The following is a 13,325-nucleotide window of genomic DNA, read 5'->3' as shown; positions in this document are numbered from 1 at the left end:
GCTAAAATGTCTGATAACGCGAAAGCTAAAGGTCGCAAACGTAAAATCCTGATTCCAGTGTTGCTGATCGTAACGCTGGCCGCTTGCAGCGTGGCAGGCTATGCAGTCTGGCGAATAATGAATAAACATGAGGGCGATAAGCCGGAGGCCGCGAAAGTTGAACCGCCTCCCGCCCCGGTCTTTTTTGCACTTGATACATTTACGGTTAACCTGGTCAATCCCGACAACGATCCAGACCGTGTACTGTACGTAGGGTTTACTCTGCGTCTGCCGGATGAAGAAACGCGTCGTCGGATGAGTGACTATCTGCCTGAGGTTCGCAGTCGTCTGTTACTGCTGCTTTCTCGCCAGAGCGCTGCTGCGCTGGCGACAGAGCAAGGAAAGCAAGCGCTTGTTGAGCAAATCAAACAGGCGCTGGCACCACCGCTGGTGAAAGGTCAACCTCCGCAGGTCGTAGACGACGTACTGTTTACCGCCTTCATTTTGAGGTGAATCAATGGGCGACAGCATTCTCTCCCAGGCTGAAATTGACGCGCTATTAAACGGCGACAGTGGCAGCGCGGAAGAAGAAAAGAAACAAAACGGGCCAGAGGGCGATATTCGCCCTTATGATCCCAATACCCAGCGCCGCGTGGTGCGCGAGCGTTTACAGGCGCTGGAAATTATTAACGAGCGTTTTGCCCGTCATTTCCGTATGGCGCTGTTTAACCTGCTGCGCCGTAGCCCGGATATCAGCGTGGGCGCGATCAAGATTCAGCCATACCATGAGTTTGCCCGCAACCTGCCGGTGCCAACGAACCTGAACCTGATCCACCTGAAACCGCTGCGCGGCACGGCTCTGGTCGTGTTTTCACCGAGCCTTGTGTTTATTGCCGTTGATAACCTTTTTGGCGGAGATGGGCGTTTTCCGACTAAAGTAGAAGGACGTGAGTTCACGCATACCGAGCAACGCGTCATTCGTCGTATGCTGAAACTGGCGCTTGATGGCTACAGCGATGCGTGGAAAGCGATTTATCCTCTGGATGTCGAGTACGTCCGTTCGGAAATGCAGGTGAAGTTCACCAACATCACCACATCGCCTAACGATATCGTCGTCAACACGCCGTTCCAGGTCGAGATTGGCAACCTTGTCGGTGAGTTCAACATCTGTATTCCGTTTTCGATGATTGAACCTTTGCGTGAAATGCTGGTGAATCCGCCGCTGGAAAACTCGCGGTCAGAAGATACACACTGGCGGGACAATCTGGTGAAGCAGGTTCAGCATTCTGAACTGGAACTGATTGCCCATTTTGCTGAAACGTCGTTGCGTCTGTCACGCGTGTTGCAGCTGAAACCCGGCGATGTCCTGCCGATTGAAAAACCCGAGCGCATTATTGCCCACGTGGACGGTGTGCCTGTTTTAACCAGCCAGTACGGTACACTTAACGGTCAGTATGCGCTGCGTGTAGAACATTTGATTAACCCGATTTTGAATTCGCTTAACGAGGAACAGCCCCATGACTGACAGCAAGAAACCGTCCGATGACACCATCTCTGCGGACGATCTGTGGGCTGAAGCAATGAATGAGCAGGTGGGCTCTGGTGCCAGCACCTCACAGAGTGATGACGTTTTCAAATCGTTTGAAAGCAGCAACACTTCAGGCTCATTGCAGGATATTGACCTGATTATGGATATCCCGGTAAAACTGACTGTGGAACTGGGCCGCACCAAGATGACCATCAAAGAACTGCTGCGTCTGACACAGGGTTCTGTGGTCTCACTGGATGGTCTCGCAGGCGAGCCGCTGGATATCCTGATTAACGGTTACCTGATTGCGCAGGGTGAAGTCGTGGTCGTTAACGACAAATATGGTGTGCGTATCACCGACATCATTACGCCTTCAGAACGTATGCGCCGTCTGAGCCGTTAATATGAATAACCAGAATCATACTGTCCAACCGGCTACACCGCAGACGCCCGCCATCTCAGTGGGCTCTGTACTGACTCAGGTAAGTGGTGTTCTGGTTGTTATTATCCTGTTGATTCTGGCATGCGCCTGGCTGGCCCGTCGTATGGGCTTTGCGCCGAAAAAAGTCGGCAGCCGTGAGCTGACGCTCACGGCCAGTGTCCAGGTCGGTCAGCGCGAGCGCGTCGTCATCGTTGATACGCCAGATGCCCGTCTGGTACTGGGCGTAACGGCACAGCAAATTACCCACCTGCATACGTTGCCACCGGGTTCACCCGATGTAGACACCGCGGAAAAGGCAGCACCGCAGGATTTTCGTCAGTTATTACAGAATCTGGTTAAACGTCCCGGAAAAAACCCATGATGCGTCGACTGCTCCCTCTTCTGCCGCTGCTGTTGCTGGCACCGGTTGCTCACGCCCAGTTACCAGGCCTGGTAAGCCAGCCATTAGCCAATGGTGGCCAGAGCTGGTCACTTCCGGTACAAACGCTGGTATTTATTACCTCATTGACGTTTCTGCCGGCCATTCTGTTAATGATGACCAGCTTCACCCGCATCATTATTGTTTTTGGTCTGCTGCGTAATGCGCTGGGCACGCCCTCTGCGCCGCCCAATCAGGTATTACTTGGCCTGACGCTCTTTTTAACTTTTTTTATTATGGCACCTACCTTTGATAAAATTTATCAGGATGCCTATCTGCCTTTCAGTCAGGATAAAATCAGTATGGATGTGGCCATTGATAAAGGCGCACAACCCCTGCGTGAATTTATGCTGCGTCAAACGCGTGAAGCTGACTTAGCGCTATTTGCCCGTCTGGCAAATACACCTCCCATTGTCGGGCCGGAAGCCGTGCCGATGCGTATTTTATTACCTGCTTATGTGACCAGTGAATTAAAGACCGCCTTCCAGATTGGATTTACCGTCTTTATTCCTTTTTTAATTATTGACCTTGTCGTGGCCAGCGTATTAATGGCGCTGGGTATGATGATGGTGCCGCCGGCAACCATCGCCCTGCCCTTTAAATTAATGTTATTTGTTCTGGTGGATGGCTGGCAGTTGCTGGTTGGATCGCTGGCACAAAGTTTCTATTCCTGATCTTGTGAGTGGCACAGGAGATATTCATGACACCTGAATCGGTAATGGTAATGGGCCAGGAGGCGATGCGCGTCGCGTTGCTGCTGGCCGCTCCGATGCTGCTGGCCGCCCTGGTCAGCGGTTTACTGGTGAGCTTGCTACAGGCAGCGACCCAGATTAATGAACAAACGCTGTCTTTCATTCCTAAGATTATTGCGGTGGCGGCCACGGGCGTCGTTGCCGGTCCCTGGATGTTAAACGTCTTGCTGGATTATATCCGCACCGTTTTTTCTAACCTGCCCTATATCATCGGCTGATGATTACGCTCGACAGCAGCCAGCTTGTTCACTGGATAAGCCAGTTTTTCTGGCCGATGGTGCGCATTCTGGCGCTGATTGCGACAGCGCCGGTATTGAGTGAGCGCGCCATCAGCAAACGGGTGAAAATCGGCCTGGCGGCCATGATCACCTGGTTGCTGGTCCCGCTGTTACCGCCGGTGAACGTCACCCTGTTTTCGCCGGCCGGTTTCATGCTGCTGATTCAGCAAATGCTGATTGGTATCGCCATTGGTTTTACGATGCAGTTTGCCTTTGCAGCTGTCCGGGCGGCCGGTGAACTGATTGGTTTGCAGATGGGTCTGTCATTTGCGACGTTTTTTGATCCCGCCAGTCGGCTTAATATGCCGGTCCTTGCGCGTTTTCTCGACATGCTGGCTATGTTACTGTTTTTATCCTTCAACGGTCATTTGTGGCTTATCTCACTGTTGGCGGACAGTTTTCATACACTTCCTGTAGGTGGAACACCACTTGAAGCTAATGCTTTTATGGCGCTGGCAAAATCAGGCGGCATGATTTTCCTTAATGGCATGATGTTAGCGTTACCCTTGATCGTTCTGCTACTCACGCTAAACATGGTCCTGGGTTTGTTAAACCGTCTTTCACCACAGTTATCAATCTTCGCGATCGGCTTCCCGATTACCTTATCAGTCGGCATTTTGACGATCAGCCTGCTGATGCCCCTTCTCGCCCCGTTCTGTGAGCACCTGTTCGGCGAAATATTTGATCTTCTGGCCCAGTTCCTCACCGAACTGTCCCCCTCCTGAACATTAAGTATCTAACTATTTTTCCTTTTTCATACTTAAGAAATTCACAACTATCCGGGCATTTTTCAAACCATATTTTCCAGAAATCAACTAAGGATATTCTGATAAATGTGCGATAAGTCTTAAAATAATTCTTATTAAACCGCGCATCGCGTATTTTAGTCGGGCGGTACACAGAGTCATCGACAGGGTTGTTTTGGTGATAAAATCGGCAATGCATTGAAATTAAACAAGAAAAAATATTGTGTGATTTTTCTTGTCAGAAAATGTTTTTTCCGGCATTGTCAACTCACTCTTCAGCCTTACACTTTCGTGAAACAAATGTTTTTAAGACTTGTCCTATCAGAAAACTCTGGGTTTTCAGCGATAGTGACATTGCTCCCAAAAACGGTGTTTCGCTCCGGTACGACTTTACATCAATACCCGATGTGGATTCGACGCCAGGTGTGGGGCCAGAGTAAGAAAAAATTTTGCAGAACGGGTCAAGGAAGAAGACTTTTACGGGCGTTTGCCCGTTGCCACGCTGCATCAGCAGAATAAAAAAAAGCGCTTTGGAAATCTTCTCGTACCGCAACGCGTAATTCATCGTTGATTTAAACGGATAACAAATTGGTGAGGGTCGCTAACATGCCAACGATTATTATGGATTCCTGCAACTACACACGCCTGGGATTATCGGACTATATGTCTTCTAAAGGAGTGAAGAAGAAAAATATTACTTCTGTCTCCGATATTGAGCAATTACAGCAAAGATGTGAGCAGTTGAAACCAGGTGTTGTGTTTATTAATGAAGACTGTTTCATTCACGAAACCGACTCAAGCGAGCGCATTCGCAGCATTATTAATCAGCATCCCGAAACACTGTTTTTTATTTTTATGGCCATCAGCAATATTCATTTTGAAGAATATCTGTATGTCCGAAAAAATTTAATTATTACGTCGAAAGCCATTAAACCTTCAACGCTGGATTCTCTCCTTAGCACGTATTTGCAAAAGAAACTTAACATGTCTCCGCGTATTTCCTCAGGGCTGGACGTTCACCCTCTGACGTTGAGCCAGACTGAGTCAAATATGCTGAAAATGTGGATGTCGGGTCATGATACCATTCAGATATCCGACAAAATGCAAATTAAAGCGAAGACGGTCTCTTCCCATAAAGGAAACATTAAGCGGAAAATTAAAACGCACAACAAGCAGGTTATTTACCATGTCGTGCGCTTAACCGATAACGTGACCTCTGGTATTTACGTCAACGTAAGATAGTTTGCCGCCTCACAGAACTGGCCCAAAAGGCCGGTTTTTTTTAGTGATTAGCGATCAAGATCTCAATTTTCAGCATAAACCTTTTCCTGCTCCTGCCGATGTTTTTTTCATCAGGCCCCCTTAAGAGAGCAAGGAAATGAACACAACGCTGATTAATGAAGGACATCACAACGTCAGTTTTTGGCAAAATCTCAGACTGGTCCCGCTGTTTAGTTTGATTTTCGGCGGGATATTATTTTTGTTCGCACTCTGTATAGGCATTTCCAGCTACTTCCTCATCCTGAGTAATCAGTCGTTGAAAGATGCGACTGAGGAAATTCAGGTTCGCAACGGTCTGATCGACAGCTCCTCAAACCTCCGCTCTGCCCGACTGAATATCATCCAGGCCGGTGCGGCCGCGCGTATTGGTGAGATGGATGATTTCAATGCCAACCTTGCCGCAACGGATGAGCGTATTAAGCAGGCTGAAAATGGCCTCAACGTCTACCTGAACCGCAAGAATAAAACCCCCGAAGACGTCAGGCTGGACGAAGAGCTCACTACTCGCTTCAAAGAGTATGTTCAAAAAGGCCTGAAGCCGATGATTGATGCCGGTAAACAGGGCAGTTTCGAAAGCATCATTGCCCAGGAAACCGACACCACGCGTAAACTGGATAACGCTTATAACGCTGTGCTGGTCAAGGCGATCAAACTTCGGGATATCCGTTCTGATTTCATTAACGCCAAGGCTGCCGAACAGTCACGTATTGGTTTTATTTCCATGGGTGGTGCGTTTGTGGCTGCGCTGGTGCTGGTGCTGCTGACCTTTGTTTTTCTCCGTCGGGTCGTGATCACGCCTTTACGCAAATCGGTTGCCCATATCGAGCGTATCGCTCAGGGTGACTTAACCGCCCCTTCAGTACCGCACGGTCGTAACGAAATCGGCTTACTGCTGGATAATCTGCAGCGCATGCAGGAATCGTTAGTCAAAACGGTCGGTACGGTGCGTGAAGGCGCTATCGCCATTTATCAAGGCTCCAGTGAAATTTCAGCCGGTAACACCGACCTCTCCTCGCGGACGGAGCAGCAAGCCGCCGCCCTTGAGCAGACCGCAGCCAGCATGGAGCAGTTAACGGCGACGGTGAAACAGAACGCCGATAACGCGCACCATGCCAGCCAACTGGCAGCCGATGCATCAGATAAAGCACGCAACGGTGGCGACATGGTCAGTGGTGTAGTAAAAACCATGAACGATATTTCTGGCAGCTCGAAGAAAATTGCTGAGATCACCAATGTGATTAACAGCATCGCTTTCCAGACCAATATTCTGGCGCTGAACGCCGCCGTCGAAGCGGCGCGCGCAGGGGAGCAAGGACGTGGCTTTGCGGTTGTTGCGAGTGAAGTCCGTAGTCTGGCACAACGCAGCGCCCAGGCCGCGAAGGAAATTGAATCCCTGATTGCCGAGTCTGTAAAGTTAGTCAGCAGTGGCTCGCATCAGGTTGGCGAGGCCGGCAGTACGATGGGTGAAATTGTCGAAGCGGTGCGTCGCGTGACCGATATCATGTCTGAGATTGCTGCCGCCTCGGATGAACAAAGCCGCGGTATTCAGCAGGTGAGCCAGGCGGTAACGGAAATGGATAACGTGACCCAGCAGAACGCCTCGCTGGTTGAAGAAGCCTCAGCGGCGGCGGCATCACTGGAAGATCAGGCGGGTAAACTGACGAAAGCGGTTTCCGCATTTCGCTTAGTCGACACACCGGTCGCGAAAACTCCCGATGTTAAAGACGTGGCACCGAAAGCGAGCTCACCCGTGCTACGTCCGGTAGCCACTACCTCCGGTCATGAAAACTGGGAAACGTTCTGACCAAAGCGCACGCCCCTGTCCTGTGACATTTGTGACAGGACAGATAAAAGTAAACGCCCGCGACATCCTCAGACATCGCGGGCGTTTTCATCAGACTGACCGATAATCAGGCGGGAACCCAGGGTTCTACAAAAACGCCGTCCCGGTGATTATTCTCGTTAAAAAACCAGATCCCCTGCGGGTAATCGTCCAGCGCCACCAAAAACATCGTCCCTTCGTTAAAAGGTTCTACCGCCAGGATCGTACCGATTCGCCGGGGTCCACCGTCGGTTTTAACGCTTACGCGATCGTCTACCTTCATCTGTTACTCTCCAGAAACGTTCCTGATAACAGTGTAATGGAAGCGTAGGACGAATGCAGGCATTAACGGCGGGCAATCACCCACACGGCATGGACTATGCCGGGAATGTAGCCGCACAAGGTCAGTAAAATGTTCAGCCAGAACGCGCCGCCAAAACCGACCTGCAGGAAAACGCCCAGTGGTGGAAGTAAAATAGCGATAAGAATTCGAAGTAAGTCCATAACCATTCCTTTAGGTACTGAGAAAAACCGTTTTGCTTACCAATATAGCCGTTTTCTGAAGGGTTACAGGAAAAGTCAGGTAAATCTGAGTCAGGGTTTTTTTCGTTTTCCTGACACTTCACAGCCGGACGTTTAACACGAGAATCGTTACACTTCATTGCGTTGCTTTCCTACCCCAGGAAAACAACACACCCAAAGTAACAAGGATTATTTTGCCCGCGCAGCGCGGGCTTTTTTTTACCCTTCCCTGCTGTCAGCCCGCCGTTCTATACTCAGTATTCACGTTGCTCTTTGGAGGCAGACTATGACGCATTTTCTCGCTTCAGATGAAAACCAAAGTGATCGGGACAGTGAAATGGATGCGCTTCTTCATGCCATCCAGCGTGACACGGCAGGACAGGTACAGGACTATTTTTCGCCTCAGGTTGCGCAGGCTGAAAAAAATGCTGGCGGGCCGACAGCCCCGTGCCGTGAACCTGCGGAGCAGTGTGAGATGGACATTCACGATTGCCGCTACAGTGAGATCAATCGCTAGCGGGATCGCTCGCCGGGCGGAATAGCAGGCAAAAAAATACCCGGCACAGGCCAGGCAAGTATTCAAATCGTTACACCAGGAAAGACATACTGCTTTCTCAGAGTAGCTGTTCCGGTAATGAAAACAAGCTTCTGCGATGCACGTTTCGCTCATCTTATTCTGCTCCAGCCCTCCTCCTGCCTACGCAAGCCGCAGCGTGCGCGCCATGCGTCGTGCACATTCTGACCGCTCCCGCTTTTTGTCATATCGGGTTTTAAGAATCCTCCTGGTTCTGTCTGCATGAGTACGGAACCTCGGGCCTTTTCAGGACTCAACTACACTAAACAGATGCCGTGGCTAACGTGAGCCGTGTGGAGGAGACCTGGATGCCCAACCTGAATGAATCGCTGATGATCGTGACCGACCTCGATGGATCGCTGCTTGACCACCACGACTACAACTGGGATGCCGCCACAGCATGGCTGGAGACCTTCAGCCAGCATCAGGTTCCTGTGGTGATTTGCTCCAGCAAGACGGCGGCGGAAATTCTGCCGCTGCAACGAAAAATCGGGATTAGCGGTACGCCGTTTATCGCCGAAAACGGCGCGGTTCTCTACTTCCACGAGGACAAACCCGTTCGTATCCCTGACGATAAGCTGAACTACGTCGCCATCTGTCGGATTCTTAGCGCGATGAAACAGCAGTTCCGCTTTAGCGGCTTTCAGGATTTTAGCGACAGCGACGTGTCGGCAATGACAGGTTTACCGGAAGCCGAGGCCGCGCTCGCCCGCCAGCGCGATGCCTCCGAAGTTATCGTCTGGCGCGATACCGACGAGGCGTTAGACCGTTTTCGCCATGCGCTGGCTGACTACCATTTGACGCTTACCCAGGGCGGCCGCTTCTGGCACGTGATGCCGGCCCGAAGCGGAAAAGGCCATGCCCTGCATAAATTACTGTCGCATTACAGCCATCAGGATTTGATCACGATTGGACTGGGTGATGGCCCTAACGATGCACCTATGCTCGATGCGGTCGATTATGCCATCGTGATTAAAGGCTTCAGCAAAAACCCTGTCACGTTAACGCGTAATGATGGGCAGGTTTATCATACAACGCATCACGGCCCTGAAGGCTGGCGCGAAGGTCTGGACCATTTTTTAATGCAGCCATGAACGGCTGTGGTTCCTCGGGCAACCCCATAAGGATGATGCAATGAGTGATTTCTTTCAGAATGGCGTAATTACTAACTTTCATAATCTCACGCACCGCAGCGTCGAATCGCTGGAAAAAGAGATGGTGCGTTTTGCGCGTAAACGCAAAATGGGGTTAATTCTGCCCTCCCTGTTTTCTGAGCTGGAAGGACCGGCACTGAGCAAAATCGTCGATGAACTGGCGAAAGTGCCGTATCTGAATGAAATTGTCATCGGCCTTGACCGGGCCGATCGCGATCAGTTCCTCCATGCCCGCGAGTTCTTTTCTCGCCTGCCGCAGCGCCATCGGATCTTATGGAATGATGGTCCCCGCCTGAAGGCGATCGACGCGGAACTGGACAAAGAAGGTTTGTCGCCGACGAATCCGGGCAAAGGGCGTAACGTCTGGTTCTGCACCGGCTATACGCTGGCCTCCGACCGCACCAGCTGTGTCGCGCTACACGATTGCGATATTGTTACCTATGAGCGCGGTATGCTGGCACGTCTGCTTTATCCGCTGGCGAATCCCGCGTTTCAGTATGAGTTTTGTAAAGGATTTTATGCGCGTGTCGCCGACGGCAAACTCAATGGTCGCGTGGGCCGTTTATTAGTCGGGCCGCTGCTGCGTTCCCTGCAAAAAGTGTATGGTCACTCGGAGTACCTTGATTACCTCTCCAGTTTCCGTTACCCGCTTTCCGGCGAGTTCGCCATGCGTACTCATGTCCTTAACGGGATTAAAATTCCGGGTGACTGGGGCCTGGAGATTGGCGTGCTCTCCGAGATCTATCGCAATTACACCACACGCCAGTCGTGCCAGGTTGAGATTGCGGATAATTATGACCACAAGCATCAGCCGCTGGCAGAGGATGACGGAACAGGCGGCCTGAAGCGCATGAGCAACGATATTGTTCAGTCGCTTTTACGTAAACTTGCCACCATGGGCGTGCCGCTCACCAGCGACTCCTTCCGCGTGCTGAAAGCCACCTACTATCGCAACGCGTTAGATATGATGGAAATCTACAATCATGAGGCCGCCATGAACGGACTGAAATTCGATCAGCACGTGGAAGAGGCTGCGGTCGAGATGTTTACCCAGGCTATCCTGGATGCGGGTCAGTCCTTTATAGAACGCCCAAATGACAAGCCGTTTATCCCAAGCTGGAGTCGGGTTCAGTCTGCCTTCCCGGATATTCTGCAACGAATTTACAAGGCGGTAGAAGAGGATAATGACGGTAACGTCTAGCGTGCCATAGGTGGAAGACAGGCTATTACGTGACGTGATGCCTGGAAGGAAGACAGACGGGCCAGGTGTACAACACCGGCCCGGTCATTTGCAATCAGGACGTTAACTGCGGTTGTGACTCACGGGTGTGGCTGAGCTCGTCTGTCCGAAACGCCTCGCTTCTGACCGCATAACCATCATACCAGCGACACTCTACCATGCCACTGGCATGACCGGTCACCACCATCGTTTGCCCGCCGTCCTTATGCTGCACTTCATCACTGATTGCAAAAACCATGTTGCGCCCTCTTTATCCATTGACATTAATTCTTAATATTTATTTATAGCATGGTAAAAAAGTTGCTGCTGTTAAGGCGCGCAGAAAAAGGGCAAATTCAGAATAAAGTAGAAGGTTATCCTGGAAAGGAATAAAGCGGATAAGAGGCTATCCGCTTCAGAGGGAGGATGAATCAGATTTTGCAGCCTTCGCAATCCGCTTCGTCACTCAGGTCGTCAGGCACTTCGGCCGCCTTTTTTTCTGCCTTGGCTTCGGCCTGCTCTAACTGAGCATCTATATCGAATTCAAACATATCGTCGCTCATTGTTTTCTCCCCAGAACGCGTAAAAGAAGGCGCTGTTATACCGATTACCCACGCAGTTTGGCAATAAGGTTAACCACTAAAAGCACGATCGACCCAATGATAAAACCAATCACCAGGTTAGCGCCGTTACTCAGCAGCCCTGATACCAGACCGCTAAACGGAGCGATAGCATTTTCAATAAAGTGGTGCAAAGGCGTTATCCCGTGAACAATGATGCCCCCTCCCACCAGGAACATGGCCAGCGTGCCCACCACGGTTAATATTTTCATCAGCCAGGGTGCCGCGGCCAGCAGCACGGCACCAACTGACTGGGCCACCCGTGACGATTTTTGCTTTAACCAGAATCCCAGATCATCGATTTTCACGATGCCCGCCACAATACCGTAAACGCCAATCGTGACCAGAATGGCAATGCCCGCCAGGATCAGAACCTGATTCAGCAGCGGTGCTTCCGAAACGATGCCCAGCGTAATCGCGACGATTTCGGCGGACAAAATGAAATCGGTGCGCACAGCCCCTTTAACCTTTTTCTTTTCAAATTCACGCGGGTCCTGCTTTGCCAGGTTATCCAGACGCTGCTGACGGGCCTCTGGTGAATTTTGCTGCTTGTCGTATTGCAGGCTGTGCAGCACTTTCTCGACACCTTCATAACAAAGGTAAGCGCCGCCAATCATCAACAGCGGCGTGATTAACCACGGCGCAAATGCCGAGATAATCAGCGCCAGCGGCACCAAAATCAGCTTGTTCAGAAACGAGCCTTTGGCCACGCCCCACACGACCGGCAGTTCGCGATTGGCTTTTACGCCACTGACCTGTTGCGCATTCAGTGACAGATCGTCACCCAGAACGCCCGCCGTCTTCTTTGCCGCGACTTTGCCCATTACAGAGATATCATCCAGCAGCGTGGCGATATCATCCAGCAACGTTAATAAACTGGTTCCTGCCAAAATATGTCCCTTATTCGGTCATCGACAACGACTTACATCGCAAACAGTGGAGGCCTCATCCTCGACGAAGCCCAACGGCATACGACGCGTGCGTTGTGACTATTCCGGTTCGTTATGTTGACAACATGGGCATCGTTCGATTTCCGTTACCGTCATCTCTGCGATGCCCTCACAATCCCATTCGACGCGCACCGCTTGCCCAGCCAGTCCTTCGCTATGCAGGTATTTACTGACCGGGCTTTCCGTCATGCCGGTAATTTCTTCCGTGGCCACCAGCGTTTCGCCCACATAAATTCTGGCGGTGGCTTTGGTATTCACCATGCGCTCATCACGAATCTGGTAGAGACGTTTAACCGTCAGTTTTATGCTGCTCATCTCGGTCTCCCGGTCACGGAAAAGCGTCTATCTAACATGTTATGTTACTGATGAGCAAGGCCCAATCATTCCTGCTCACGATAATGATGAATGCCCTGATGATCGATTTCAGCACTGTCATTCATCACCAGTAACCACTCTTCCAGTCGTTCAAGCAACGCGTCGTCGTCGAGACGGAGTTTGCCACGCAGTGCACATTCCCAGATGATGAGAACCTTCCAGCCGCTCTCACGTAACTGCCGTACATAGCGATGGTCTCGTTCGACGTTGCTGTTAATCTTGCCTGTCCAGAACTCGGTGCGCGTGGCGGGTATCTTAAACAAATAGCAGTGATGACGATGCCAGAAGCAGCCGTGCACAAAGATAATGGCCTGATGAGCGGTCAGGACAAAATCAGGCCGCCCTGGCAGGTTTTTGTCCTGAACCCGGTAAGTGAATCCGCGATCTTTAAGCAACAGTGCGATGCGTTGCTCAATCGCAGTGTCCTGCTGGCGAATGGCGCGCATGTTTTTGCTGCGCGTTTCGCTGGAGTGAACGTCGGCCATAGCATCTCCTTAAAGGCTACTCATTCAACTTTAGTCGCCGTCCTGAAAAGCGAAAGCCACCTGGACAAAAGCGGCCATTTTTTTGCCGCTTCCGGACGGTAATCAGACGTCCGGTGCTACCTGTCCTGACTTTCCCACTCGCGTGTTTTGCAGCATACCGCCGCCGCGTCAGGCGGATTT

General features: G+C 51.1%; 19 protein-coding genes. 12 read left to right on the top strand and 7 right to left on the bottom strand.

Features of this window, described 5'->3' with window-relative positions:
• The first annotated feature begins 6 nt into the window (after positions 1–6).
• From fliL to C7434_RS21315, 9 genes are all read left to right on the top strand, one after another.
• Positions 7–492 carry a flagellar basal body-associated protein FliL gene (fliL, locus tag C7434_RS21355; protein ID WP_033742081.1) on the top strand — a complete coding sequence of 162 codons (486 nt, stop codon included), beginning with the start codon at positions 7–9 and terminating at the stop codon, positions 490–492.
• Positions 493–496: 4 nt separating this feature from the next.
• Complete coding sequence (gene fliM, locus C7434_RS21350) at positions 497–1,504, top strand: flagellar motor switch protein FliM (protein ID WP_006119575.1); 1,008 nt, start codon at positions 497–499, stop codon at positions 1,502–1,504.
• Entirely contained in the window at positions 1,497–1,910 is a 414-nt protein-coding gene (gene fliN, locus C7434_RS21345; protein ID WP_006119577.1) for a flagellar motor switch protein FliN, read from the top strand. The genes fliM and fliN overlap by 8 nt, the downstream gene beginning before the upstream one ends.
• A 1-nt stretch (position 1,911) precedes the next feature.
• A complete protein-coding gene (gene fliO, locus C7434_RS21340; RefSeq protein WP_058701678.1) occupies positions 1,912–2,310 on the top strand; it encodes a flagellar biosynthetic protein FliO in 399 nt (132 codons plus the stop codon).
• Complete coding sequence (gene fliP / locus C7434_RS21335) at positions 2,310–3,041, top strand: flagellar type III secretion system pore protein FliP (RefSeq protein WP_033742230.1); 732 nt, start codon at positions 2,310–2,312, stop codon at positions 3,039–3,041. Before fliO ends, fliP begins: the two co-directional genes overlap by 1 nt.
• A gap of 26 nt (positions 3,042–3,067) precedes the next feature.
• On the top strand, positions 3,068–3,337 hold the full coding sequence (fliQ, locus tag C7434_RS21330) for a flagellar biosynthesis protein FliQ (RefSeq protein WP_033742083.1): 270 nt from the start codon (positions 3,068–3,070) through the stop codon (positions 3,335–3,337).
• Positions 3,337–4,122 carry a flagellar biosynthetic protein FliR gene (fliR, locus tag C7434_RS21325; protein ID WP_006119583.1) on the top strand — a complete coding sequence of 262 codons (786 nt, stop codon included), beginning with the start codon at positions 3,337–3,339 and terminating at the stop codon, positions 4,120–4,122. The genes fliQ and fliR overlap by 1 nt, the downstream gene beginning before the upstream one ends.
• 627 nt (positions 4,123–4,749) lie before the next feature.
• A complete protein-coding gene (gene rcsA / locus C7434_RS21320) occupies positions 4,750–5,385 on the top strand; it encodes a transcriptional regulator RcsA (protein ID WP_006119584.1) in 636 nt (211 codons plus the stop codon).
• A gap of 136 nt (positions 5,386–5,521) precedes the next feature.
• A complete protein-coding gene (locus tag C7434_RS21315; protein WP_039338285.1) occupies positions 5,522–7,228 on the top strand; it encodes a methyl-accepting chemotaxis protein in 1,707 nt (568 codons plus the stop codon).
• A gap of 106 nt (positions 7,229–7,334) precedes the next feature.
• On the opposite strand, the gene dsrB is transcribed toward C7434_RS21315, so the two are convergent.
• Positions 7,335–7,529 (bottom strand): protein DsrB, encoded by a 195-nt coding sequence (dsrB, locus tag C7434_RS21310; RefSeq protein ID WP_006119586.1) that lies wholly within the window; start codon positions 7,527–7,529, stop codon positions 7,335–7,337.
• Between the two features lie 62 nt (positions 7,530–7,591).
• Positions 7,592–7,750 carry a YqaE/Pmp3 family membrane protein gene (locus C7434_RS21305; RefSeq protein ID WP_006119587.1) on the bottom strand — a complete coding sequence of 53 codons (159 nt, stop codon included), beginning with the start codon at positions 7,748–7,750 and terminating at the stop codon, positions 7,592–7,594.
• A gap of 304 nt (positions 7,751–8,054) precedes the next feature.
• Between C7434_RS21305 and C7434_RS21300 the strand changes: the two genes are divergently transcribed.
• From C7434_RS21300 to C7434_RS21290, 3 genes are all read left to right on the top strand, one after another.
• Entirely contained in the window at positions 8,055–8,285 is a 231-nt protein-coding gene (locus tag C7434_RS21300; RefSeq protein ID WP_033742085.1) for a DUF2525 domain-containing protein, read from the top strand.
• 365 nt (positions 8,286–8,650) lie between these two features.
• Positions 8,651–9,436, top strand: coding sequence for a mannosyl-3-phosphoglycerate phosphatase-related protein (locus C7434_RS21295; RefSeq protein ID WP_033742087.1), 786 nt, complete (start codon positions 8,651–8,653; stop codon positions 9,434–9,436).
• A 40-nt stretch (positions 9,437–9,476) separates the two neighbouring features.
• Positions 9,477–10,697: a glycosyl transferase gene (locus C7434_RS21290; RefSeq protein WP_033742089.1), complete on the top strand. Its 1,221-nt coding sequence runs from the start codon at positions 9,477–9,479 to the stop codon at positions 10,695–10,697.
• Positions 10,698–10,791: 94 nt separating this feature from the next.
• Here C7434_RS21290 and C7434_RS21285 read toward each other — a convergent pair whose 3' ends face one another.
• From C7434_RS21285 to vsr, 5 genes are all read right to left on the bottom strand, one after another.
• Positions 10,792–10,974: a DUF2158 domain-containing protein gene (locus C7434_RS21285; RefSeq protein WP_033742091.1), complete on the bottom strand. Its 183-nt coding sequence runs from the start codon at positions 10,972–10,974 to the stop codon at positions 10,792–10,794.
• 172 nt (positions 10,975–11,146) lie between these two features.
• Positions 11,147–11,278, bottom strand: coding sequence for a hypothetical protein (locus C7434_RS22345; RefSeq protein WP_006119592.1), 132 nt, complete (start codon positions 11,276–11,278; stop codon positions 11,147–11,149).
• A 44-nt stretch (positions 11,279–11,322) separates the two neighbouring features.
• On the bottom strand, positions 11,323–12,225 hold the full coding sequence (locus C7434_RS21280) for a DUF808 domain-containing protein (protein ID WP_033742093.1): 903 nt from the start codon (positions 12,223–12,225) through the stop codon (positions 11,323–11,325).
• Positions 12,226–12,324: 99 nt separating this feature from the next.
• A complete protein-coding gene (locus tag C7434_RS21275) occupies positions 12,325–12,600 on the bottom strand; it encodes a hypothetical protein (RefSeq protein WP_006119595.1) in 276 nt (91 codons plus the stop codon).
• Between the two features lie 65 nt (positions 12,601–12,665).
• Positions 12,666–13,145 carry a DNA mismatch endonuclease Vsr gene (gene vsr / locus C7434_RS21270; RefSeq protein WP_006119596.1) on the bottom strand — a complete coding sequence of 160 codons (480 nt, stop codon included), beginning with the start codon at positions 13,143–13,145 and terminating at the stop codon, positions 12,666–12,668.
• Positions 13,146–13,325 lie beyond the last annotated feature (180 nt).

It is taken from the genome of Pantoea sp. PNA 14-12 (assembly GCF_004364735.1).
Lineage (GTDB): Bacteria > Pseudomonadota > Gammaproteobacteria > Enterobacterales > Enterobacteriaceae > Pantoea > Pantoea stewartii.
The sequence above is the reverse complement of the archived record's forward strand: the minus strand, read 5'-3'. Positions and strand labels throughout refer to the sequence as shown.